General features: G+C 67.1%; 24 protein-coding genes. 12 read left to right on the top strand and 12 right to left on the bottom strand.

Features of this window, described 5'->3' with window-relative positions; genetic code table 11:
• The first annotated feature begins 3 nt into the window (after positions 1-3).
• Positions 4-969, top strand: a complete 966-nt coding sequence (locus tag ACFFJ7_RS20670) for a 2-hydroxyacid dehydrogenase (protein WP_377594936.1) — start codon at positions 4-6, stop codon at positions 967-969.
• Positions 970-1,044: 75 nt separating this feature from the next.
• Here ACFFJ7_RS20670 and ACFFJ7_RS20665 read toward each other — a convergent pair whose 3' ends face one another.
• The 4 genes from ACFFJ7_RS20665 to ACFFJ7_RS20650 form a co-directional block, all read right to left on the bottom strand.
• Positions 1,045-2,034 carry a WD40 repeat domain-containing protein gene (locus ACFFJ7_RS20665; protein ID WP_377594934.1) on the bottom strand — a complete coding sequence of 330 codons (990 nt, stop codon included), beginning with the start codon at positions 2,032-2,034 and terminating at the stop codon, positions 1,045-1,047.
• Between the two features lie 4 nt (positions 2,035-2,038).
• Positions 2,039-3,151: a CobW family GTP-binding protein gene (locus ACFFJ7_RS20660; protein WP_377594932.1), complete on the bottom strand. Its 1,113-nt coding sequence runs from the start codon at positions 3,149-3,151 to the stop codon at positions 2,039-2,041.
• 103 nt (positions 3,152-3,254) lie between these two features.
• Complete coding sequence (locus tag ACFFJ7_RS20655) at positions 3,255-4,895, bottom strand: OpgD/OpgG family glucan biosynthesis protein (RefSeq protein WP_377594931.1); 1,641 nt, start codon at positions 4,893-4,895, stop codon at positions 3,255-3,257.
• A gap of 136 nt (positions 4,896-5,031) precedes the next feature.
• Positions 5,032-5,325 (bottom strand): hypothetical protein, encoded by a 294-nt coding sequence (locus ACFFJ7_RS20650; RefSeq protein ID WP_377594930.1) that lies wholly within the window; start codon positions 5,323-5,325, stop codon positions 5,032-5,034.
• A gap of 187 nt (positions 5,326-5,512) precedes the next feature.
• Here ACFFJ7_RS20650 and ACFFJ7_RS20645 point away from each other — a divergent pair, with 187 nt between their 5' ends.
• Positions 5,513-6,229, top strand: coding sequence for a DUF1045 domain-containing protein (locus tag ACFFJ7_RS20645; RefSeq protein ID WP_377594929.1), 717 nt, complete (start codon positions 5,513-5,515; stop codon positions 6,227-6,229).
• Positions 6,230-6,505: 276 nt separating this feature from the next.
• Here ACFFJ7_RS20645 and hslU read toward each other — a convergent pair whose 3' ends face one another.
• Together hslU and hslV are read right to left on the bottom strand one after the other, a co-directional pair.
• Entirely contained in the window at positions 6,506-7,813 is a 1,308-nt protein-coding gene (hslU, locus tag ACFFJ7_RS20640; RefSeq protein ID WP_166951671.1) for an ATP-dependent protease ATPase subunit HslU, read from the bottom strand.
• A complete protein-coding gene (gene hslV, locus ACFFJ7_RS20635; protein WP_166951652.1) occupies positions 7,810-8,385 on the bottom strand; it encodes an ATP-dependent protease subunit HslV in 576 nt (191 codons plus the stop codon). Before hslV ends, hslU begins: the two co-directional genes overlap by 4 nt.
• A gap of 157 nt (positions 8,386-8,542) precedes the next feature.
• Here hslV and hisB point away from each other — a divergent pair, with 157 nt between their 5' ends.
• Genes hisB through coaA form a run of 7 tightly spaced genes read left to right on the top strand, consistent with a single transcriptional unit; the run spans position 8,543 to position 13,296 of the window.
• The gene (hisB, locus tag ACFFJ7_RS20630; RefSeq protein ID WP_166951647.1) at positions 8,543-9,130 is read left to right on the top strand and encodes an imidazoleglycerol-phosphate dehydratase HisB; all 588 of its coding nucleotides are present in this window, start codon (positions 8,543-8,545) and stop codon (positions 9,128-9,130) included.
• Between the two features lie 12 nt (positions 9,131-9,142).
• Positions 9,143-9,688 carry a DUF2628 domain-containing protein gene (locus tag ACFFJ7_RS20625; RefSeq protein ID WP_377594928.1) on the top strand — a complete coding sequence of 182 codons (546 nt, stop codon included), beginning with the start codon at positions 9,143-9,145 and terminating at the stop codon, positions 9,686-9,688.
• Positions 9,685-10,335, top strand: a complete 651-nt coding sequence (gene hisH / locus ACFFJ7_RS20620; RefSeq protein ID WP_377594927.1) for an imidazole glycerol phosphate synthase subunit HisH — start codon at positions 9,685-9,687, stop codon at positions 10,333-10,335. The genes ACFFJ7_RS20625 and hisH overlap by 4 nt, the downstream gene beginning before the upstream one ends.
• On the top strand, positions 10,323-11,063 hold the full coding sequence (gene hisA, locus ACFFJ7_RS20615; RefSeq protein ID WP_377594926.1) for a 1-(5-phosphoribosyl)-5-[(5-phosphoribosylamino)methylideneamino]imidazole-4-carboxamide isomerase: 741 nt from the start codon (positions 10,323-10,325) through the stop codon (positions 11,061-11,063). Before hisH ends, hisA begins: the two co-directional genes overlap by 13 nt.
• Positions 11,060-11,869: an imidazole glycerol phosphate synthase subunit HisF gene (gene hisF / locus ACFFJ7_RS20610; protein ID WP_166951627.1), complete on the top strand. Its 810-nt coding sequence runs from the start codon at positions 11,060-11,062 to the stop codon at positions 11,867-11,869. The genes hisA and hisF overlap by 4 nt, the downstream gene beginning before the upstream one ends.
• 3 nt (positions 11,870-11,872) lie before the next feature.
• Positions 11,873-12,208 carry a phosphoribosyl-ATP diphosphatase gene (locus ACFFJ7_RS20605; protein WP_377594925.1) on the top strand — a complete coding sequence of 112 codons (336 nt, stop codon included), beginning with the start codon at positions 11,873-11,875 and terminating at the stop codon, positions 12,206-12,208.
• A gap of 38 nt (positions 12,209-12,246) precedes the next feature.
• Positions 12,247-13,296 (top strand): type I pantothenate kinase, encoded by a 1,050-nt coding sequence (gene coaA, locus ACFFJ7_RS20600; protein ID WP_166952523.1) that lies wholly within the window; start codon positions 12,247-12,249, stop codon positions 13,294-13,296.
• A gap of 67 nt (positions 13,297-13,363) precedes the next feature.
• Here the strand turns inward: coaA and ACFFJ7_RS20595 are convergent, their stop codons facing one another.
• From ACFFJ7_RS20595 to ACFFJ7_RS20575, 5 genes are all read right to left on the bottom strand, one after another.
• A complete protein-coding gene (locus ACFFJ7_RS20595) occupies positions 13,364-13,813 on the bottom strand; it encodes an RrF2 family transcriptional regulator (RefSeq protein ID WP_166951621.1) in 450 nt (149 codons plus the stop codon).
• A 315-nt stretch (positions 13,814-14,128) separates the two neighbouring features.
• Positions 14,129-14,956, bottom strand: a complete 828-nt coding sequence (gene folP, locus ACFFJ7_RS20590; RefSeq protein ID WP_377594923.1) for a dihydropteroate synthase — start codon at positions 14,954-14,956, stop codon at positions 14,129-14,131.
• Entirely contained in the window at positions 14,956-16,158 is a 1,203-nt protein-coding gene (gene nagA / locus ACFFJ7_RS20585; protein WP_377594921.1) for an N-acetylglucosamine-6-phosphate deacetylase, read from the bottom strand. Before nagA ends, folP begins: the two co-directional genes overlap by 1 nt.
• Positions 16,155-17,072, bottom strand: coding sequence for a glucosamine kinase nucleotide-binding domain-containing protein (locus ACFFJ7_RS20580; RefSeq protein ID WP_377594919.1), 918 nt, complete (start codon positions 17,070-17,072; stop codon positions 16,155-16,157). The genes nagA and ACFFJ7_RS20580 overlap by 4 nt, the downstream gene beginning before the upstream one ends.
• Positions 17,073-17,161: 89 nt before the next feature.
• Positions 17,162-18,205, bottom strand: coding sequence for a cysteine synthase A (locus tag ACFFJ7_RS20575; RefSeq protein WP_377594917.1), 1,044 nt, complete (start codon positions 18,203-18,205; stop codon positions 17,162-17,164).
• A gap of 138 nt (positions 18,206-18,343) precedes the next feature.
• Between ACFFJ7_RS20575 and ACFFJ7_RS20570 the strand changes: the two genes are divergently transcribed.
• The 3 genes from ACFFJ7_RS20570 (at position 18,344) to ACFFJ7_RS20560 (ending at position 20,255) form a co-directional block, all read left to right on the top strand.
• Positions 18,344-18,688 (top strand): rhodanese-like domain-containing protein, encoded by a 345-nt coding sequence (locus ACFFJ7_RS20570; protein WP_166951604.1) that lies wholly within the window; start codon positions 18,344-18,346, stop codon positions 18,686-18,688.
• Between the two features lie 186 nt (positions 18,689-18,874).
• Complete coding sequence (locus tag ACFFJ7_RS20565; RefSeq protein WP_166951601.1) at positions 18,875-19,321, top strand: c-type cytochrome; 447 nt, start codon at positions 18,875-18,877, stop codon at positions 19,319-19,321.
• A gap of 10 nt (positions 19,322-19,331) precedes the next feature.
• Entirely contained in the window at positions 19,332-20,255 is a 924-nt protein-coding gene (locus ACFFJ7_RS20560) for a c-type cytochrome (RefSeq protein ID WP_377594913.1), read from the top strand.
• Between the two features lie 39 nt (positions 20,256-20,294).
• On the opposite strand, the gene ACFFJ7_RS20555 is transcribed toward ACFFJ7_RS20560, so the two are convergent.
• Positions 20,295-20,918 (bottom strand): helix-turn-helix domain-containing protein, encoded by a 624-nt coding sequence (locus tag ACFFJ7_RS20555; protein ID WP_166951595.1) that lies wholly within the window; start codon positions 20,916-20,918, stop codon positions 20,295-20,297.

Raw genomic sequence — 20,918 nt, 5'->3', positions numbered from 1 at the left:
CCCATGACGGATATCGATATTGTACTGGTCGGGCGCCTCGTGCCCTCCGCCGAGGCGGCGCTCGACCGCGCGTTCACGGTTCACCGGCTGCGCGACATCGCGAACCGGGAGGAATGGCTGGCGGAGCACGCGCCGATCGTGCGCGGCGTCGCGGTGGCCAATGGCCTGCCGGTCGACGCGGCGTTCGTCGGGGCTCTGCCCAACCTTGAGATCGTCGCCGGTTTCGGTGTCGGCTACGACAACATCGATGCGCGCGCCGCCGCGCGGCGGCGCGTCGTCGTCACCAACACGCCGGACGTGCTGACGGACGAGGTCGCGGACCTCGCCGTCGGCCTGCTGCTCGCCACTATCCGGCAGATTCCGCAGGCGGACCGTTACCTGCGCGCCGGAAAATGGCTGGAGAAGCCGTTTCCGTTCACCGCGACGCTGCGCGGGCGCACCGTCGGCATCTTCGGGCTCGGCCGTATCGGCCTCGCCATCGCCGAGCGTCTTGCCGCCTTCGGCGTGACCATCCTTTACCACAACCGCCAGCCGCGCACGGACGTACCCTTCCGCTACGTCGACAGCCTGAAGGGGCTCGCGGGGGAGGCGGATGTGCTCATCGTCGCCACGCCGGGCGGCGAGGGCACGCGCCATGCCGTCGACGCGGAGGTGCTGGCGGCGCTGGGCAGCGACGGCGTGCTGGTCAACATCGGCCGGGGCAGCGTCGTCGACGAGGTGGCGCTGATCGCGGCGCTGGAGCAGGGCGCGATCCTGTCCGCAGGGCTCGATGTCTTCGCCGACGAACCGCGCGTGCCGCAGGCGCTGATCGATCTCGACCGCGCGGTGCTTCTGCCCCATGTCGGCTCCGCCTCCGTCCATACGCGCGACGCCATGGGGCAACTGGTTGTGGACAACCTGCAATCGTGGTTCGCCGGCAAGGGGCCGCTCACGCCGGTGCCGGAAACGCCGGTGCCTCCGAAGTCCTGAAGCGCGTTCCGATCAGAATTCGCTCAAAGTAAGGAATCCGGAATCTGTCCTGTTTCAACGTAAACAGGACAGATTCTACGGCAGGGTGAGGATGCCCGCCTCGCCGTCTTCGGTGCCGAAGGCGAGCCTTGTGCCCTTGCGGTCCCATGCGAGGGCGGTCACAGGCGCCTCGTCCGCCGTGCGCACCATCAGTTCCGCCGCGTCGGTCAGCCTTATGACCATCGCCGCGCCATCCGCATAGCCCGCCGCCAGCACGAGCGCGGTGGGGTGGAAGGCGACCTGCGTGACGACGGCGGGGCGCACGCCGCATTCGCGGGGGGCCTTGCCCATGGGGCCGCCCTTGGCGAAGGGCCAGACGATGGCCGCCTCCGCGCCGGAGGTCGCGAGCCACTCGCCGTCATGCGACCAGCTCAGCGAGCGCGTCTTGGCCGGATAGCCCGCCATCCGCATGTCCTTGCCGTCCGCCAGCCGCCAGCCGTGCAGCGTGTTTTCCTGCATGGAAGTGACGACGTAATGTCCGTCCGGCGAGACGGCGATATCGAGGTGGGAGCCCTTCCACATCAGCTGTTCGGTGCCGTTTTCGACGGCGGGAAACCACAAGGTCACGCCGTTGTAATGTGCGATGGCGAGGCGGAAGCCCTTCGGCGCGAAGGCCAGCCCCTGCGCGGTGGCCGGCACCTCTGTCGCGGCTTCGCGGCCCTTTGCATCCCGCGCGCTGACCCGCTTGCCCGTGGCCCAGGCAAAGGCGCCGTCGTCGCGGGCGGTGAGCGCCGTGATCCAGCGGCCCTTCTCGTCGACCAGCGTCTCCACCGTGCCGTCGGCGGCGGTGGCCACGATGCGGCCGTCGTCCCCACCGGTGAGCAGGCGCTTGCCCGCCTGCGCGACGACGAGGGCGCCGGCGTCGGGATGCGCCTCCACGCGCCGGCGCTCGCCGGCGCGGTCGAGCAACACCCCGCCGTCGCCGAGCGCGAAGGCGGCCGTCCCGTCGAGCCAGCGGACGCCGGTGACGTGAGCGCCGGCCTCGAAGCCGGCGACCTTGTCGAGCAATGAGACCGCGCTCGTCATCGGATCACGCCGCGCAGGCGAGGAAGCCCTCGCGGATGGCTTTTTCGTCGAGATCGCGGCCGATGAACACGATGCGTGAATCGCGTTTCTCGTCCGGCTTCCATTCGCGCTGTAGATCGCCCTCGATGATCATGTGCACGCCCTGGAACACGAAGCGGCGCGGCTCGCCGCGGAAGGAGAGGATGCCCTTCGAGCGCAGGATGTTCGGCCCGTCGCGCTGCACGAGATCGTTGACCCACGGCAGGAACCTGTCGGGGTTCACGTCGCCCGGAATGACGATGGATACCGACTGCATGTGCTCGTCGTGATAGTGCTTCAGGCCGCCGTGGTGATGGTGGCCGTGCGCGTGCTCATGCTCATGATGGTGGTCATGGTCATGATGGTGATCGTGGCCGCAACCGCAGTTCTCGCCATGCTCATGGTCGTGATGATGGTGGTCGTGCCCGTCGTGATCGTCTTCTTCGAGGAAGGCGGGTTCGAGCGTCAGAATGCGGTCGAGGTCGAAGGCGTTGCGCTCCAGAACCTCGGCCAGCGGCACGGCGGCGCGCTGCGTCTTGTGCAGGCGCGCGTAGGGATTGATGGCGCGGATGCGGCCGACCACCTCCTCCAGTTCCTCCGGCGTCACGAGATCCGTCTTGTTGAGCAGGATGACGTCGGCGAAGGCGATCTGGTTCTTGGCCTCGGGCGCGTCCTTGAGGCGTTCGCTCAGCCACTTGGCGTCGGCGACTGTCACGACGGCGTCGAGCTTCGTGCGCGCCGCCACGTCCTGGTCGACGAAGAAAGTTTGCGCGACGGGCGCGGGGTCGGCGAGGCCCGTCGTCTCCACGATGATGGCGTCGAACTTGCCGCGCCGCTTCACCAGGCCCTCGATGATGCGGATGAGGTCGCCGCGAACGGTGCAGCAGATGCAGCCGTTGTTCATCTCGAACACTTCCTCGTCAGCGCCGACGACGAGGTCGTTATCGATGCCGATCTCGCCGAACTCGTTGACGATGACGGCATATTTGCGTCCATGCTCTTCGGAGAGGATACGGTTCAGCAAGGTGGTCTTGCCGGCGCCCAGATAGCCCGTGAGCACGGTGACGGGAATCTTGTCGCTGGAAATCTTGTCGCTCATGGAAAGCTCCGCAAACGCGCCCCGGCGCGTTCAATCATTTTTGCCGAGAATGTTATATTGTTCAAACCGGAAAAAATGAAAGCCGCAAAAAAGAAACCGTCCGTCAGAACGGATGGTACTGGAACGCCCACGTCTCCGACAGCGTCCTGTCGCCGGCGCGCAGGAAGAGGCGCATCTCCACCGGTTCCGTGCCTTCCACCGTGAGGTCGAACTGCGCGCGCCAGTGGCCGGGCACGTCGTCGGGCACCGCCTCCGTGAACACGTAGGAGAAGGCGCCGCGCGAGGCCCAGAGCACCGCCTCCGGCTTGACGCCGAAAGGCAGTTCCGCCAGCGGTCCGCCGAGAAACTCCACCATGAACTTGCGCACGCCCCTGGGGCGCGGCAGGCCGGGCTGCCCGCCGTTGCCGAGCCGCGTGGCGACGACATGGGCGAGCGGCGAGGGATAGGGATCGCTGTCGCGCCAGTGCAGCCGGTAGCGGAAACGATAGCTGTCGCCCGCCCGCGCAGGCGCCTCCGGCACCCAGAAGGCGACGACGTTGTCGTGAATTTCGTCGTCGGTCGGGATTTCGATGAGTTGCACCGCGCCCCGGCCCCAGGAGCCCTGTTTCGAGGCACCCTGTTCCGCGTTGTCGAGCGGCTCCACCCAGGCGCTGGGGCGGCGCTCGTAATGCACACCGTCCTGATAATGGTCGAACAGGCGGTCGCGTTGCAACAGGCCGAAGCCGCGCGGCGCTTCGTCCGCGAAGGCGGACGCGGTGGTGACGGCGGGATTGTTGAGCGGCCGCCAGATGCGCTCGCCAGCCCCCGTCCACAGCGCAAGGCCGTCGGAGTCGTGGATTTCAGGCCGCCAGTCGACAGCGGTCTTCTTGGCCGTTTCCGAATACCAGTACATGGACGTGAGCGGCGCGATGCCAAGGCGTGCAACATCCCGGCGCAGGAACAGGGCCTTGTCGATGTTCATCAGCACGCCTGCCTGTGGCCCTGCGGCCTCCCGATTCATCTCGAAGCGGAACGCTCCGGCGATGCTCGGCCCTTCGAGCAGGGCATGGACAGTGACAGCGGTAGAATCGGCTTCTGGCGTATCGAAATAGAACTGCGTGAAGGCGGGGAACTCCTCCGCCCGGCCGGGCACGGCGACATCGAGCGCCACGCCGCGCGCCGAAAGGCCGTACTGGAAGGATTCGCCGATGGCACGGAAGTAGGATGCGCCGAGGAAGGCGACCCAATCGTTCTTGCGCCAGTCCAATTTGTTCTGGTCGCCGAGCCGGCTCTCCTGAAAGCGGAAGCCGGCGAAGCCCGCATCCGGCGGCAGCTTGCGCGCCGGGCTGTCGGCCGGCATGTCGAAATACGCGGGGTCGTAGAGCACCTCCCGCGCCTCGCCCCCGTCGACGACGAACATATGCACCGGCAGGCGGAAGAAGGTGCCGAGATGGAAGAAGGTGATCGGGAACCGGCTGTGGGGAAAGCGGTCGGGATCGGCGAACAGCGCCGCGTCGGTATTGAAGCGGATCTGGCCATGCGCCGCGTAGTCGAGCGCGTCGAGGATGGCGCTGTCCTGTGCGGGCGGCGGCGCGTAGGACTGCGCGGCGAGGCTGCGTGCCCGCTCGATCAGCGCGTCGAAGGAGAAGGCAGCGGGCTGGCCGAGCCTGAGGCCCGATTGCGCCAGCGCGGGCGGGGCGAAACCCGTGCGGGAGAGGGCGGCGGTCGCGAGGGCGGCGGAAAGAAGGGCGCGGCGGCTGATCATCGTGAGGGCGATTTCCTGATGGGCGGTAACGTCCGGGGAATGCTCGCGGAAATGCGGCGGGAGGCGCCGAGGATAGAAAACATTCAGGCGCAATGAAGGCATTGCGCCGCGCGTTTCGCGCGCAGGCGGGGGATTTTCAGGTGTGCTGGTGCTCGGCCTCCAGCCGCCACGCGCCGCGGGCGAAGCGCACGGTCGCCCACAAGCCGATGAGGCCGAAGGCCGTCATGAGGACGTATTCGAAAGCGTTGCCGAGTTCGAGCAGGCCCGCGACAGCCCAGCCCGCTGCAACGCCGAGGGCGATAAACTCCGTCGCGACGAGGATGATCGTGCTCACGACGGTGACCAGGCTCCTGAGGCCGAGTTTGCTGTTCGGACGGTTGTTGATCGGCCCATTGCTCTGGCCAGACGGGGAAACGGCGGATTCGGCCAAGGGGATATCCTTCCCGGACAAACGATGCATCCGATCAGATAGCCCGGATACCCCGGTTGACGCAAGGATGTCGTCTGTGGCTTCTATGCGTTCCGTTTCGAACCGCCTGCCGCACGCAACCGGTGTGCGCCGGAACGGCCGATTGACGATCGCGGCATTGCCGATAACCGAAAGGGATGAGGTCGATATGTGCGCGCAGCCCGTTTCCCGATACGCCGTCTATTTCGCGCCGGAGCCGGCGGACGCCTTGTGGCGTTTCGGTTCCGCCGTTCTGGGCTACGACGGTGCGACCGGCGAGGAAGTGCCCCAGCTCGTGCCGGAGGGCTTCGACGCCCCCTCGTGGCGCCTGCTGACCGCAGATCCGCGGGCCTATGCCTTCCACGCCACCATCAAGGCGCCTTTCCGTCTGGCGGAAGGGCAGACGGAAGAATCGCTCGCCGCGGCGCTCGCGGCGTTTTCCGCCGGCCGGCAGCGCTTCGTCCTGCCCCCGCTGCAGGTGACGGCGATCGGGGACCGGCAAGGGGGGGCGTTCATCGCCCTCACCGAATCGCAGCCCACGCCCGCGCTGGAGGCGCTGGAGCGGGACACCGTGGAGGCGCTGGAGCCGTTCCGCGCGCCGCTGACCGACAAGGAGTTCGCCAAGCGCTGTCCGGACGCGCTGAGCGAGCGCCAGCTCGGCTACCTGAAGGCCTATGGCTACCCGCATGTGTTCGAGGATTTCCGCTTCCACATGACGCTGACGGGCCGTGTGCCGGAAGCGCAGGTGGAAAAGGCGCTGAACGGCCTCTCCGCGCTCTACGGCGAGCATGTCGGGCAGGCGCGCGTGCCGGTGGAAGCGCTGGCGCTCTACCGGCAGACCGGCAGCGAACGCTTTCGCGTGGTCGCCCGCGCGCCCTTCGCCTAAAGCGTTTTCAAGCAAAGTGGATACCGGTTTGCGTGAAGAAGGCTTGTAATATCAAAAACTTATAGCATTTCGACGTTTCAATGAAATGTCGAAATGCTATAGAGTGTTTCTGTTGAAGACAGAAACACTCCAGCATGTGCCGGCGGCAGAAAAAGATTCGCTTTTTCAACGCTCAAACACCGCGCGGGCTCAAGATAAGGAACCTGGAATCTGTCCTGTTTCAACGTAGACAGGACAGATTCCAGGGCATCGCGGAACGTCCCTGGCCGTGTGACCTCAGAGAATGAACCGGCTGAGGTCGGTATTCTTCGCCAGGTCGCCGACGCCGTTGCGCACGAAATCGCCGTCGATGGTCACCGTCTCGCCGGAGCGGTCCGGGGCGGTGAAGGAGATGTCGTCCAGCACCCGCTCGATCACGGTCTGAAGGCGGCGGGCGCCGATGTTCTCGACGGACGAGTTCACCTCCACCGCGACGCGGGCGATGGCGTTGATGGCGTCCTCCGTGAACACGAGCGTGACGCCCTCTGTCGCCAGCATCGCGACGGACTGCTTGATGAGGCTCGCCTCCGTCTCGGTGAGGATGCGGCGGAAGTCGTCCTCGTTGAGCGGAGAGAGTTCCACGCGGATCGGCAGGCGGCCCTGCAGTTCCGGCAGCAGGTCGGACGGCTTGGCGACGTGGAATGCGCCCGAGGCGATGAACAGAATGTGATCCGTCTTGACCGGGCCGTACTTGGTGGAGACGGTCGTGCCCTCGATCAGCGGCAACAGGTCGCGCTGCACGCCCTCGCGCGAGACATCGGCGCCGGAACGCCCCTCGCGGGCGCAGATCTTGTCGATCTCGTCGAGGAAGACGATGCCGCTTTCCTCCGTCTCGCGGATGGCCTCCTGCACGATGCTGTCGTTGTCGAGCAGCTTGTCGCTCTCTTCCGTCACGAGCGGCTCGTAGGCGTCGCGTACGTTGAGCCGGCGGTTGCGCGTGCGCCCGCCGCCGAGCTTGCCGAAGATGTCGCCGAGCGATATCGCGCCCACGGATCCGCCGGGCATGCCGGGCAGGTCGAACATCGGCAGGCCGGCGGGCTGCGTCTGCACCTCGATCTCGATCTCCTTGTCGTCCAGTTCCCCGGCCCTGAGCTTGCGGCGGAAGGCGTCGCGCGTGGTCTGGCTGGCGTTGGTGCCGACGAGGGCGTCGAGCACGCGCTCCTCCGCCGTCATCTGGGCCTTGGCCTGTACATCCTTGCGTTTGGCCTCGCGCACCAGGCCGATGGCGACCTCCGCGAGGTCGCGCACGATCTGTTCGACGTCGCGGCCGACATAGCCGACCTCCGTGAACTTGGTGGCCTCTACCTTGAGGAAAGGCGCGCCCGCGAGCCTCGCCAGCCGGCGGGAGATTTCCGTCTTGCCGCAGCCGGTGGGGCCGATCATCAGGATGTTCTTGGGCAGTACTTCGTCGCGCAGATGGCCGGTGAGCTGCTGGCGTCGCCAGCGGTTGCGCAGGGCGATCGCGACCGCGCGCTTGGCTTCGCGCTGACCGACGATGTGGCGGTCGAGTTCGGACACGATCTCGCGGGGGGAAAACGCGCTCATAAGTTTTCTGCCTCATCCAGTGCCTCGATGATGAGGCTGGTGTTAGTGTAAACGCATATCTCGGCCGCGATCGCCATCGAGCGGCGCACCATCTCCTCGGCGTCGAGCGCCGAATCGGCCAGCGCGCGCGCCGCCGACAGGGCGTAATTGCCGCCCGAGCCGATGGCCATGATGGCGGCGTTATCGCGCACCTCCGGCTCCAGCACGTCACCGGTGCCGGAAATCAGCAGGCCGACGTGCCTGTCCGCCACCAGCAGCATGGCTTCGAGCCGGCGCAGATAGCGGTCGGTGCGCCAGTCCTTGGCAAGTTCGACGCAGGCGCGCATCAACTGGCCGGGATATTGCTCAAGCTTCGCCTCCAGCCGCTCGAACAGCGTGAAGGCGTCGGCGGTGGCTCCCGCGAAGCCGCAGATGACGCTGCCATTGGCGAGCCGGCGCACCTTGCGCGCATTGCCCTTCATGATGGTCTGCCCGAGGCTGACCTGCCCGTCGCCACCGACGACGACACGGCCGCCCTTCCGGACCATGAGGATTGTGGTGGCGTGAAACTGTCCGTCACTCAGTGAATTCATGAACGATATGCCTCTCTGTTCGCGTCCATGTAATGCCGATTCTTTACAAAGCAAAATGTAAATGGACACCTGTGCATGCAAGCCGCTCTGGCGCGGGGAGATTTCTCTTGCTACAAGCGCGGCAAGGAATGCCCGTCCGAACAGGAGACCCCGCTTCATGCGCGCCGCCACCGTGGAACGCCGCACCAAGGAAACCGATGTTTTCATCAGCCTCGACCTGGACGGCACCGGACGGGCGGAAATTACCACCGGCGTGGGCTTTTTCGATCATATGCTGGATCTGCTGGCGCGCCACGCCCTCTTCGATCTCAAGGTAAAGGTGACGGGCGACCTGCACATCGACCAGCACCACACGGTGGAAGATACCGGCATCGCGCTCGGCGAGGCGTTCCGCAAAGCGCTCGGTGACAAGCGGGGCATCACGCGCTACGCGGATGTGCATCTCCCGATGGACGAGACGCTGACGCGCGTCGCCCTCGACATCTCCGGCCGGCCGTTTCTCGTGTTCCGCACCGAGTTCAGGCGTGAAAAGATCGGCAATTTCGACACGGAGCTGGTGCGCGAGTGGTTTCAGGCTTTCGCCATCAACGCCGGGCTGACGCTGCATGTCGAAACGCTGTATGGTGAGAATGCGCATCACATCGCGGAAAGCAGCTTCAAGGGGCTGGCGCGGGCGTTGCGCAACGCGGTGGCTGTCGACCCGCGCGAGGGCGAGCGCGTTCCCTCGACGAAAGGGTCGCTGTAACGGGGGCGCGTCATGGCTGTCTACACGTTTCATGTGCCGGCGGGGGCGTCGCCGGGCGACCGGCTGGCGCTGGAGCGCGCGGAGGTGGTGCGGGACGGCTTTTCCTGGGCCGCGCTGATCTTCCAGCTGCTCTGGTGCCTGTGGAACCGGCTGTGGCTCGTCGCGGCCGGCTTTCTGGCGCTGAGCTTCGCGCTTTCCTTCGGGCTGGAATGGGCGGGCGTGCCGGAGGCGGCGGTGGGCATCGCGGGCCTTCTGTTCGTGCTGCTGTTCGCTTTCGAGGCCAACAATCTGCGCCGGTTGACGCTGGAGCGGCGCGGCCTCGCGCTGCGCGGCGTTGTCGTGGCGGACAGCGCGCAGGAGGCGGAGCGGCGGGCTTTCGCTATCTGGCTCGGCGAGCGGGAGGCCGGCGAATCGCACGCCGCCGGCGCACCGGCCGCGAAACCGCCCGGCCCGCAATTGCAGCCGCGCCCGCCTGCCCATATCTATGCGTCGTCGGGGCGGGAACCGCGCGAAGGCGAGGTGATCGGGCTGTTTCCCGCAGCGGAGGAACCGCGTTGAGTACCGTTATTGTCGATTACGGGTCTGGCAATCTGCATTCCGTCCACAAGGCTTTCGAACGTGCCGCGCGTGAGGCGGGGCTGGCGGAGACGGCCGTCGTCTCCGGCGATCCCGCCGTGGTCCGCGCGGCGGAGCGCATCGTGCTGCCGGGGGTGGGCGCCTTTGCCGACTGCCGCCGGGGCCTCGATGCCGCAACCGGCATGGTCGAGGCGCTGACGGAGGCGGTGGCGGGCCGGGGCCGGCCGTTCCTCGGCATCTGCGTCGGCATGCAGCTGCTGGCCACGCGCGGTCTCGAATATGTGACAACGCCAGGCTTCGGCTGGATTCCCGGCGACGTGACGCTGATCGAGCCCGCCGACGAGACGCTGAAGATCCCGCATATGGGCTGGAACACGCTGGATATCGTCCACGACCACGCGCTCTTTGCCGGTATTCCGACGGGGCCCGACGGCCTGCACGCCTATTTCGTGCATTCCTATGCGCTGCATCCCGAGAACGACGCCGATCTCGTCGCGACGACCGACTATGCCGGCCCGCTGACCGCGGCGGCAGCGCACGGCAACGTTGCCGGCGTGCAGTTCCATCCCGAGAAGAGCCAGGCGCTCGGCCTCGCTCTCATCGCCAATTTCCTGAGGTGGCGCCCGTGATCCTGTTTCCCGCAATCGACCTGAAGGATGGCCGCTGCGTGCGCCTCGTGCAGGGCGACATGAGCCGCGCCACGGTTTTCAACGACGACCCGGCCGAGCAGGCGGAAATCTTTGTGGAACAGGGCTTTTCCTGGCTGCATGTCGTCGATCTCGACGGTGCCTTCGCCGGCAAGCCGGTCAACGCGACCGCGGTGGAGGGCATCCTGTCGCGGCTGTCCATTCCCGTACAGCTCGGCGGTGGCATCCGCAACCTCGCCACTGTCGAGGGCTGGCTCGCGAAGGGCGTCACGCGCGTCATCATCGGCACGGCGGCGGTGCGCGATCCCGGTTTCGTGCGTGAGGCCGCGCGCCGCTTCCCCGGCCGCGTCGCGGTCGGCATCGATGCGTGGGACGGCAAGGTCGCGGTCGAGGGCTGGGCGGAAACGTCGGAGCTGACGGCGCAGGAACTCGGCCAACGCTTCGAGGACGCGGGCGTCGCAGCCATCATCTACACGGACATCGCGCGCGATGGCCTGGTGCAGGGCCTCAACATCGACAGCACGCTGGCACTGGCGCGGGCGGTGAGCATTCCCGTCATCGCCTCCGGCGGGCTCGGTTCCATCAGGGACATCGAGCGGCTGCTGGAGCCCGACTGCACCATTCTCGAAGGGGCGATCACCGGCCGCGCGCTCTATGACGGGCGGCTCGATCCGCGCGAGGCGATCGCGCTTCTGAAGAGGGCGGCATGACGCTGAAGAACCGTATCATCCCCTGTCTCGACGTGAAGGACGGGCGCGTGGTCAAGGGCGTGCAGTTCACGGAGCTGCGCGATGCGGGGGACCCCGTCGAGGCGGCGCGGGCCTATGACGCGGCGGGGGCAGACGAACTCTGCTTCCTCGACATCACGGCAAGCCACGAGGACCGCGGCACGCTGCTCGACGTGGTGCGGCGTACGGCCGAGGCCTGCTTCATCCCGCTCACGGTGGGTGGAGGCGTGCGCAAGGTCGAGGACATCCGGGCGCTGCTGCTCGCGGGCGCGGACAAGGTGTCGATCAACACGGCGGCCGTCAACAATCGCCGCTTCGTGCGCGAGGCGGCGGAGAAATTCGGCAGCCAATGCGTCGTCGTCGCCATCGACGCCAAGCGCGTGTCGGCGGAGGGTGAGGCGCCGGCCTGGGAAATCTTCACCCATGGCGGCCGCAAGGCGACCGGCATCGACGCCATCGCTTTCGCGGAGGAGGTCGTGGAACTCGGGGCGGGCGAGCTGCTCGTCACCTCCATGGACCGAGACGGGACGAAGTCTGGCTACGACATCGCGCTCACGCGCGCCATCGCGGACGCCGTGCCCGTGCCGGTGATCGCGTCGGGCGGCGTCGGCGCGCTCGACCACCTGGTGGCGGGCATCCGCGACGGCCACGCGACGGCGGTGCTCGCCGCCTCCATCTTTCACTTCGGCGAGTTCACGGTCGCGCAGGCGAAGGATGCGCTGGCGCAGGCAGGGCTCGCGGTGCGGCGCGACCACCTGGCAGCGGGTATCGCGGGAAACGGGAACTGAACGATGACGGACCGGCAAGACAAGCCCTTCAGCCTGAGCGATCTTGAGGCCATCATAGCCCGGCGCGCCAAGGAAAGCCCGGATGTTTCCTATACCGCGAAGCTCGTCGCGGCGGGTGTGGGGCGCTCGGCCAAGAAGCTGGGCGAGGAAGCGGTCGAGGCGGTGATCGCCGCCGTCGAGAACGATCGCAACGGCCTTGTCTCCGAGAGTGCGGATGTGCTTTATCACCTGCTGGTTGTGCTGCACGCGCGTGATATTGCATTGCAGGATGTGCTGAACGAGCTTGAAAGACGGACAGCACAATCGGGCCTTGCGGAAAAAGCGTCACGTGGGGCGTAGGGTTTGACCCCCAGCCTCGGGGAGCGAAACGAATGAACATGCGCGAAACCGGCCGTGGGGCGCTGCCCGACCAGGTGGAATCGTTCGATCGGCCGCAACCCGCTCCGGTGGACGCCGGCGCGGCGACGGACGGCGGCATCGTGCCGCTGAACGGCGAACTCTCGCCGTATCGTGTGTTCACCCGCGCCGAGTGGGCGAGCCTGCGTGCCGATACGCCGATGACGCTGACCGTCGACGAACTCGTGCGTCTGCAATCGCTGAACGACCAGTTGTCCCTGTCGGAGGTGGCGGAAATCTACCTGCCGCTCTCGCGCCTGCTGTCGCTCTATGTCGCGGCCATGCAGGGGCTTTTCCGCGCGACGGAGCGCTTCCTGGCCGTGGAGGACGGCAAGGTTCCCTACATCATCGGCATCGCGGGATCGGTGGCGGCTGGCAAGTCCACCACCGCGCGCGTGCTGGAGGCGTTGCTCGCGCGCTGGCCGAACACGCCCAAGGTCCAGCTCGTGACGACGGACGGCTTCCTGTTTCCGAACGCGGAGCTGAACCGCCTCGGCATCATGAAGCGCAAGGGTTTTCCGGAAAGCTACGACATGCAGGCGCTGCTGCGCTTCCTGTCCGCGATCAAGGCCGGCGCCCGCAACGTGCGCGCGCCCGTCTACTCGCACCTGACGTACGATGTGGTGCCGGGTGAGGAAATCGCCGTCGACCGGCCGGACATCCTCATCGTCGAGGGCCTCAACGTGCTGCAGACCGCGCGCCCGCCTCGCGACGGGCGGGCAGTGCCATTCGTTTCCGACTTCTTCGACTTCTCGATCTATGTCGACGCCAACGAGGAACTGCTGCATCAGTGGTATGTGAACCGGTTCATGCGGCTGCGCAAGACGGCTTTCCGCAACCCGCAGTCCTACTTCCGCCGCCATGCCGACGTGCCGGAGGAGGAGGCGCGGCAGACGGCGGAGGAACTGTGGAGCGGCACCAACCTCATCAACCTGCGGGATAACATCCTGCCCACGCGCCAGCGCGCCAGCCTCATCCTGCGCAAGGGCGACAGCCACCGCATAGAGGAAGTGGCGCTGCGGCGGCTTTAGAATCTGTCCTGTTTACGTTGAAACAGGACAGATTCCCGGTTCCTTATTTTGAGCGAATTCTGATCGATCAGATATGATAGACGAAGGATTCCATCTCGTCCTTCGGCATGTCCCGCATTTCGGCGAGGTTGCGGTTGTCCAGCACGCGGGCGATCGATTCGCGTACTTCCAGCATCATCAGCCGCACGGCGCACATCTGTTCGTCCGGACAGTCCTCGCAGGGGCGGTAGGCCGTCTTGCTGGCGCAGGGAAGGGGCGCAAGCGGGCCGTCGAGCACGCGGATGATGTCGCCGACGATGATGGTTTCCGGCGGGCGCGCCAGCATGTAGCCGCCGCCCTTGCCCTTCTTGCTGTGCAGAAAACCGGCGTTGCGCAGCTCGCCCAGAATGGCGTCGAGGAACTTCTTGGGGATGCTGTTGCTTTCCGCGATATCCGCCACGAGGGCGGAGGTGCCCGGCGGAAGCGTAGCCAGGTGGACAGCAGCCTTGAGACCGTATTTCCCCTTTTTCGTCAGCATGTCGAACCGTCTTTTGCTTTCATGTTGGCTGCAGCGAATGGCGTCCGCCCGGTGTCGGCAGGATGACCCGATGCGCATCCAGGCCCGGCGGCCGGGTTTGCCGACGCAACCGGACCGGTCGGTCCGTATGATTTCCTGCCGAGGATAAAGACTGGAATCACTTTAAGGAATGTCTCTTTATACCCTTTCCCTATATTTTACAAAATATATGACGTTATTTTTCCTGTGCAAGACGACACGCTTCGCGGCGTGGACGCGATGGATACGCCGGATCGGGCGTGGGGAAGGGGCCTCGGCATCGCAACCGGTGCTTTTTCATTGGCGGGAAGCGATGGCCTGCCAGACGCGCACCGCCTCCACATGGGGGAGGACGTCGTGGACGCGCAGGATGTCGGCGCCCTGCGCCAGGGCGGCCAGATGCGCCGCGAGCGTGCCGTAGAGCCGTGCGTCGGGCGGGCGCTGGATCAGATTGCCGATGAACGACTTGCGCGACGCGCCCACGAGCACCGCAAACCCCATGCGCCGGATTTCCGCAAGCCTGCCAAGCGCCTCGATGCTTTGCTCCGGCGTCTTGCCGAAGCCGATGCCCGGATCGAGGACGATGTCAGCATCCGCGATGCCGGCCTGGCGGGCGATTGCGATGGAACGCAGGAAGAAGTGGCGCATCTCGTCGACGATGTCGAGCGAGGCGTCGGGCGCCTCCCGGTTGTGCATGACCACGACGGGCGCGCCGAACGCGGCGGCCGCTGCGGCCATGTCCGGGTCCCGCTGCAGGCCCCAGATGTCGTTGACGATGGTGGCGCCTGCGGCCAGCGCCGCGCGGGCCGTCTCCGCCCTGTAGGTGTCGATCGAAACCGGCACACCGCGCGCACGCGCCAGCGGCGCCACGGCCTCGATCACGGGCAGCACGCGCGCCAGCTCTTCCGCCGCGGCAAGCGGCACATGGCCGGGGCGTGTCGATTCACCGCCGATGTCGAGGATGTCCGCGCCCTCGTCCAGCAGCGTCTGTGCCTGCGCCAGCGCGGACGCGGGCGAATCGAAGCGTCCTCCGTCGGAGAACGAATCCGGCGTCACATTGAGGATGCCCATGATCAGCGGTTTGCCGGTGGCAAGCCGGTCGCCGATGGAACGGATGGCGGTCATCATTGGCTCCACGATGAAGAGGCGTCCGCGTGGTCGATCCCCTCGCCATCGATCCACGTGGCGGTGACGGCGAGGTTTTCGTCGAGCGCGACGAGATTCGCCCGCCTGCCGGGGGCGATGCCGCCGATCTCCTTGTCGAGGCGGAGAAAGACGGCCGGGTAGAGCGACGCCATGCGCAGCGTCTCCGGCAGCGAAACGTCGAGATGCGCCACGGTGTTGCGCACGGCGCTCGCCATGTCGAGGTCCGAGCCGGCGAGGGTGCCGTCCTGCGCCGTCAGGCGTCCGTCGGCGCGGGTGATCGTGCGGCCGGCGAGGGTGAAGGTGTTCCCGCTGCTGCCGACCGTCGGCATGGCATCGGTGACGAGCATCATGCGCGCGCTGCCGTGGGCGCGGATCGCCGCCTTCAGCGAAACCGGCGAGACGTGATGCAGGTCGACGATGATGCCGCAGCAGCTTTCCGGATCGGTGAGCGCCGCGCCCACCGGGCCGGGCTCGCGCCCGGCGAGCGGCGGCATGGCGTTGAACAGGTGTGTGAAGCCGGTGAGGCCCCCCGCGCGGGCGCGGGCGACGGTCGCCGCGTCGGCGGCGGTGTGACCGGCGGACAGCACCACGCCTGCTTCCGCGAGCCGCTCGATGCTGTCCAGCGGCACGCACTCGGGCGCGAGGGTGACGAGTGTGGCGAAGCCGGCAGGCAGGCTGCGGGCGAAATCCCCGATCAGCCGGATGTCGTCGTCCGTTATCGGGCGGATGAGCGCCGGGTCGTGGATGCCCTTGCGGGCGGCGTTGAGGAACGGCCCTTCGAGGTGGACGCCGAGCAGGCCGGGAACCCGCCGGTGCACGGCCTCGTGCACGGCGGCGAGCGCCGCGCGCATGCGCGCGGGCGTGTCCGTGATGAGCGTCGGCAGGAAACCCGTGGTGCCGTAGCACCGGTGCGCCGCGCCGATGGCGGCGATGCCTTCCCAAGTTGGCGTATCGTTGAACAGCACGCCGCCGCCGCCGTTCACCTGCACGTCGACGAAGCCCGGCACCAGCAGGCCGTCGATCTGCCGGCGTGGCAGGGCGTCGCCAAGCGCGGCGTTCGCGGTTATCGCCGCGATCCGCCCGTCGGCGACGACTACGGCGTGGTCGTCCAGCCAGACGCGGTTGTCGCTGAAGATGCGGGCGCCAGTGAGCGCATACGGCGGGGCGGGTGCGGGCGTCATGGCGCGGCCTTGCCCGGCTGGCCGGGGCAGTTCTCCCGCGCCATGGCGACGGCGCCCGCAAGGGCGTCCGCATCCGGCGGCGCGAAGTGATGTCGGACGGCGTCGGCGAGCCACGGCCGGACCGTGTCCGTGAGGCCGCCGATGAGGTGGACGCGCGGTGCGCCGAGTTCGACGAGGCGCAGCGTCAGGCGGCCGATGGCCAGCGCGGCTTCCGTCGCGACGGCGCGTGCAAGTGCGTCGCCCTGTGCAGCATGGGCATAGACGACGGGGGCGAAGCGCGCGTAGTCGGCCGGGGTGGCGCGGTCTCCCCAGTCGATGATCGCTTCCGGCGTCGGGCCGATATCGGCGAGGATCGCATCCGAGAGCGAGCCGGGCGGCGCGAGCCCGTCGCACACATGCAGCGTGCGCCGGATGGCCTCGCGGCCCGTGACCGCGCCGCTGCCGTCGTCCGAAAGGGGGAAGCCCCAGCCGCCGATGCTGATGCGCCGTCTCTCCGGCCCCTCGCCTTTTTCCATGTAGCCGCAGACACCCGTGCCGACGATCAGGATGGCGCCGCGGTCGCCTTCGGCGGCCTTCGCGGTCGCGCCGAGCCAGGCTGCGCGCGCATCCGTGTCGAGAGCGATACTCGCGAAGGGGAAAGGCTGGCGCATGATGCGTTCGCGCGCCGACGTCTGCCCGGCGCCGGCGAGTCCGAAGCCGGCATGCGTCCGCCGCCACGCCGCCTCGTCGAGGCCCGCCCGTTCGCGCGCCCCGGTCGCCGCCGTCAGGATGGCATCGCGGACGCCCTCCGGCGCGAGCCTTATATTGGCCGCGCCGCCCATGCCTTCGCCGAGCGTGCGGCCATCCGCATCGCACAGTCGCGCGCGGCAGCGCGTGCCGCCGCCGTCGATCCCAAGAAACAGAGGTTGTTCCATCGCCCGTCCCGACCGATTCCCGTTTTCCTCAACCGGCTATCGATACCCCATCCGGGCCGGCGATGGAAATCGGGCGATGGCGCCGCCGTTCAGACGAGGTTGGGCTCCACACCGGGCACGCGCTCCAGCCACTCCGGCACAGGGAGGTCGCGGGCGCGCAGGAACTCGGGATTGAAGAGCTTCGACTGGTAGCGGTTGCCGTAGTCGGCGAGGATGGTCACAATGGTGTGGCCGGGGCCGAGTTCCTTCGCCAGCCGGATGGCGCCGGCGATGTTGATGGCGGAGGAACCGCCGAGGATGAGGCCTTCCTGCTGCACCAGATCGAAGATATAGGGCAGCGCCTCGGCATCGGAAATCTGGTAGGCGAGGTCGATCGGCGCGCCCTCCAGATTCCGGGTGATACGCCCCTGGCCGATGCCTTCCGTGATGGAGGAGCCTTCCGACTTCAGCTCGCCGGTGGTGTAATAGCTGTAGAGGGCTGCGCCCAGCGGGTCGGCGAGGGCGATCCTGACATCCTTGCTGCGCTCCTTCAGCGCGATGCCGACGCCCGCCAGCGTGCCGCCGGAGCCGACCGAGGCGACGAAGCCGTCGACCTTGCCTCCGAGCTGTTCCCAGATCTCGGGGCCGGTGCCCTCGATATGTGCCTGGCGGTTGGCGACGTTGTCGAACTGGTTCGCCCATACCGCGCCCTTGGGGTCGGACGCGGCGAGCGCCTCCGCCGTGCGGCCGGAGACTTTCACGTAGTTGTTGGGGTTGGAATAGGGCACGGCCGGCACTTCGAGCAGCTCCGCGCCCAGAAGGCGCAGGGCGTCCTTCTTCTCCTGCGACTGCGTCTCCGGAATGACGATCACCGTGCGGTAGCCGAGCGCGTTGCCGATCACGGCGAGACCGATGCCGGTGTTGCCGGCTGTGCCTTCCACGATGGTGCCGCCGGGCTGAAGCGCGCCGCGCGCCACCGCGTCGTTGATGATATAGAGAGCGGCACGGTCCTTCACCGATTGTCCGGGGTTGAGAAACTCCGCCTTGCCGTAGATCTCGCTGCCGGTCAGTTCGGACGCCTTGTTGAGCCGGATAAGCGGCGTGTTGCCGACGGCCTCGACCACGTTGCGCGCGACCCTTGCTGCAGTGCTCATGGAGACTCACCTTTCGATCATGATTTTTGCACAGGCTAGAAGAGATCGGCAGTTTTGTCTATTTACCTTGTAGAATGAATTTTAAGCCCGTAGAAATCTGTGGAATGCGGCGAGCGATTTGCGCCGGAGGAGAGCCGAATGAACGCGAATACCCCCAACGAAGTGATCGATGTCGATATCGATGATGTGAAGCGTGGCCTTGCCGATGGCTCGCTGCTGCTGATCGATGTGCGCGAGCGCGAGGAATATGCGGCGGGCCACATTCCCGGCTCCGTCTCCGTGCCGCTGTCGACCTTCGATCCGGATGCGCTGCCGGAGGCCGACGGCCGCCGCGTCGTCTTCTCCTGCGCCTCGGGCGGGCGCACACTGCGGGCGCTCGCCGCGACGCGCGCGGCGGGCCTCAGTCTCCGGGAACATTACAAGGGCAGTTTCAAGGACTGGGTTGCGCATGGCGAACCGGTGAACACCGGCGAGGAGCCCTGACGGCGCAGGGCGAGGCTCCGGAAAAGGCAGCGCTTTCTCAAATGGATAGATAGGGATGGGGCCAGCCGGAAGCCGTCCCGCGCTGGCGCTCACACCCTCGTTATTCTGGAATTAGTCCAGGTCGTGATAGGAATTCCCGGTCTCATCGCCGGGATTCGGCCTGCTCCAGAAACGAGGATTGTCGTGATGCTTCGCAAGGTTGTTGTCGCTGCTACCGTCGCCGCCGGCGTCGTCGCTTATGGGGCGGGTTCGCTTCTCGCCCAGACCGATGTCATTGCCGAACGGCAGGCGCTGATGAAGCAGGCGGGCGGCGCCACGCGCACGGGCTCGCAGATCGCCAAGGGCGAACTGCCCTTCGACGAGGCGAAAGCCAAGGAAATTTTCGCCGTTTATCAGGCGGTCGCCGAAAAGGCGCCGGCGCTTTTCCCGGAAGGCTCCGACAAGGGCGACACGACGGCCGCGCCGACCGTGTGGACGGACAAGGCCGGGTTCGAGGCGCAGTTCGCCGCCTTCGGAGCGGCGGCGAAGCAGGGTGCCGCGGCGGCTGGCGACCTCGACGGTTTCAAGACTGCCTTCGCCGCGATTAGCCAGGAATGCGGCGTCTGCCACCAGACTTTCCGCGTGAAGAAGTAGGAGGCAAGCCATGCAGCGGTGGCTCGTGCGCGCACTCGTCCTGCTGCTGGTGGCCGCGGTCATTGGCGGCGGCGCCTTCTGGTGGCTGACGAGTCCCGACCGCATCACGATCGGACGTGAGCCGGTGCCGGCAGGGGGGGCGGATATCGCCAACGGCCGCCTGCTGTTCGACGCCGGGGATTGCGCTGCCTGCCACGCCACGCCGGGTGGCGACCGTCTGCATCTTGGCGGCGGGCTCGCCATGCATACGCAGTTCGGCACCTTCCACGTGCCGAACATTTCCCCGCACGAGACGGACGGCATCGGCGGCTGGAGTGTGCAGGATTTCGTGCGCGCGATGCGGGCGGGCGTCTCGCCGGACGGCCGCCACTACTACCCGTCGTTCCCCTACACTTCGTTCCAGCGCATCGGCCCGAAGGACCTCGCCGACATGTTCGCCTATGTGCGGACGCTGACGCCGGTCCCGGGTCGCGCGCCGGCGCACGACCTCGCCTTTCCCTTTAGCATGCGCCGGGGGGTGGGCCTGTGGAAGCTCGCATTCCTCGATGGCAGGGAATTCGAGCCCGACCCCTCGAAATCCGCCGAATGGAATCGCGGCAAGTTTCTCGTCGAAGGGCCGGCCCATTGCGCCGAGTGCCACAGCCCGCGCAATTTCGCGGGCGCGATCATCGCGGAGCGGCGCTTCTCCGGCGGGCCGAACCCCGACGGCGCGGGCTTCGTGCCCAACATCACCCCGCATGAGACCGGCATCGGAGGCTGGTCGAAAAGCGATGTCGTGGAGTTGCTGACCACCGGCTTCACGCCCGAATTCGATTCGGTCGGCGCCAGCATGAGGGCGGTGGTGGAGAACACGGCGCGCCTGCCCCCGGAGGACAGGGAGGCGATGGCGGAATACCTGTTGTCCCTGCCGCCCGTCGCCTCATCGCCGCGATGATACCGCCGCGCGCGGCTCTAACAGCCTCCAGGCACGGTATCAGTCCATCACTGCGGCCTTGAGGATGCAGACCATGACGGCGCGCCCCGGCGCGTCGCCGACGCAGCGGACGATGTGCGGACGGTCGCAGCGGTAGCGCAGGCTCTCCCCGGCGCGCGCCTCATGCACGATGCCGGCGATTTCCACCTCGAACACGCCTTCCAGCACCGACAGGCTTTCCACCGAGCCGCGCTGGTGCGCGTCCGAATCGAGCACGCTGCCCGGCTCGGCGCGCACGTCGTACCATTGCAGCCACTCCACCGTCTTGATCCAGCCGATGATGCTGAGCCGCATCTTGCCGTCGTCCGAAACGAGGATCGGCGTATCCGGACGAGAGATCTTCTCGATGAACGGCTCGTCGGTGTCGCTAGTCAGCACGCGGTCGATGGAGACGTCGAGCGCCTGCGACAGCCGCCAGATGGTGGCGAGCGTCGGGTTCGTTTCGTTGCGCTCGATCTGGCTGATGATGGACTTCGCCACGCCGGACTGCTCGGCAAGTTCCGACAGCGACAGGTTATAGGCCTTGCGCAGGCGCTGCACCGTCTTGCCCAACTGGCCCGACAGCAGTTGCGCGCCCGAATCGTCGCGTATCCGCTCCCGTCCGCCCTCGTTGTCGCCGGCCAT

The sequence above is a fragment of the Pseudochelatococcus lubricantis genome (genome assembly GCF_042432495.1).
In the GTDB taxonomy this organism is placed as follows: Bacteria; Pseudomonadota; Alphaproteobacteria; order Rhizobiales; family Beijerinckiaceae; genus Pseudochelatococcus; species Pseudochelatococcus lubricantis.
Note: the sequence above shows the minus strand (reverse complement) of the source record. Positions and strands in the feature narration are given on the sequence as shown.

Excerpts from the sequence above, each read along its gene's own strand:
- ACFFJ7_RS20670 (WP_377594936.1), top strand. The coding sequence starts at position 4 with ATGACGGATATCGATATTGTACTGGTCGGGCGCCTCGTGCCCTCCGCC.
- ACFFJ7_RS20665 (WP_377594934.1), bottom strand. The coding sequence starts at position 2,034 with ATGACGAGCGCGGTCTCATTGCTCGACAAGGTCGCCGGCTTCGAGGCC.
- ACFFJ7_RS20660 (WP_377594932.1), bottom strand. The coding sequence starts at position 3,151 with ATGAGCGACAAGATTTCCAGCGACAAGATTCCCGTCACCGTGCTCACG.
- ACFFJ7_RS20655 (WP_377594931.1), bottom strand. The coding sequence starts at position 4,895 with ATGATCAGCCGCCGCGCCCTTCTTTCCGCCGCCCTCGCGACCGCCGCC.
- ACFFJ7_RS20645 (WP_377594929.1), top strand. The coding sequence starts at position 5,513 with ATGTGCGCGCAGCCCGTTTCCCGATACGCCGTCTATTTCGCGCCGGAG.
- hslU (WP_166951671.1), bottom strand. The coding sequence starts at position 7,813 with ATGAGCGCGTTTTCCCCCCGCGAGATCGTGTCCGAACTCGACCGCCAC.
- hslV (WP_166951652.1), bottom strand. The coding sequence starts at position 8,385 with ATGAATTCACTGAGTGACGGACAGTTTCACGCCACCACAATCCTCATG.
- hisB (WP_166951647.1), top strand. The coding sequence starts at position 8,543 with ATGCGCGCCGCCACCGTGGAACGCCGCACCAAGGAAACCGATGTTTTC.
- ACFFJ7_RS20625 (WP_377594928.1), top strand. The coding sequence starts at position 9,143 with ATGGCTGTCTACACGTTTCATGTGCCGGCGGGGGCGTCGCCGGGCGAC.
- hisF (WP_166951627.1), top strand. The coding sequence starts at position 11,060 with ATGACGCTGAAGAACCGTATCATCCCCTGTCTCGACGTGAAGGACGGG.
- ACFFJ7_RS20605 (WP_377594925.1), top strand. The coding sequence starts at position 11,873 with ATGACGGACCGGCAAGACAAGCCCTTCAGCCTGAGCGATCTTGAGGCC.
- coaA (WP_166952523.1), top strand. The coding sequence starts at position 12,247 with ATGCGCGAAACCGGCCGTGGGGCGCTGCCCGACCAGGTGGAATCGTTC.
- ACFFJ7_RS20595 (WP_166951621.1), bottom strand. The coding sequence starts at position 13,813 with ATGCTGACGAAAAAGGGGAAATACGGTCTCAAGGCTGCTGTCCACCTG.
- folP (WP_377594923.1), bottom strand. The coding sequence starts at position 14,956 with ATGACCGCCATCCGTTCCATCGGCGACCGGCTTGCCACCGGCAAACCG.
- nagA (WP_377594921.1), bottom strand. The coding sequence starts at position 16,158 with ATGACGCCCGCACCCGCCCCGCCGTATGCGCTCACTGGCGCCCGCATC.
- ACFFJ7_RS20580 (WP_377594919.1), bottom strand. The coding sequence starts at position 17,072 with ATGGAACAACCTCTGTTTCTTGGGATCGACGGCGGCGGCACGCGCTGC.
- ACFFJ7_RS20575 (WP_377594917.1), bottom strand. The coding sequence starts at position 18,205 with ATGAGCACTGCAGCAAGGGTCGCGCGCAACGTGGTCGAGGCCGTCGGC.
- ACFFJ7_RS20570 (WP_166951604.1), top strand. The coding sequence starts at position 18,344 with ATGAACGCGAATACCCCCAACGAAGTGATCGATGTCGATATCGATGAT.
- ACFFJ7_RS20565 (WP_166951601.1), top strand. The coding sequence starts at position 18,875 with ATGCTTCGCAAGGTTGTTGTCGCTGCTACCGTCGCCGCCGGCGTCGTC.
- ACFFJ7_RS20560 (WP_377594913.1), top strand. The coding sequence starts at position 19,332 with ATGCAGCGGTGGCTCGTGCGCGCACTCGTCCTGCTGCTGGTGGCCGCG.
- ACFFJ7_RS20555 (WP_166951595.1), bottom strand. The coding sequence starts at position 20,918 with ATGGCCGGCGACAACGAGGGCGGACGGGAGCGGATACGCGACGATTCG.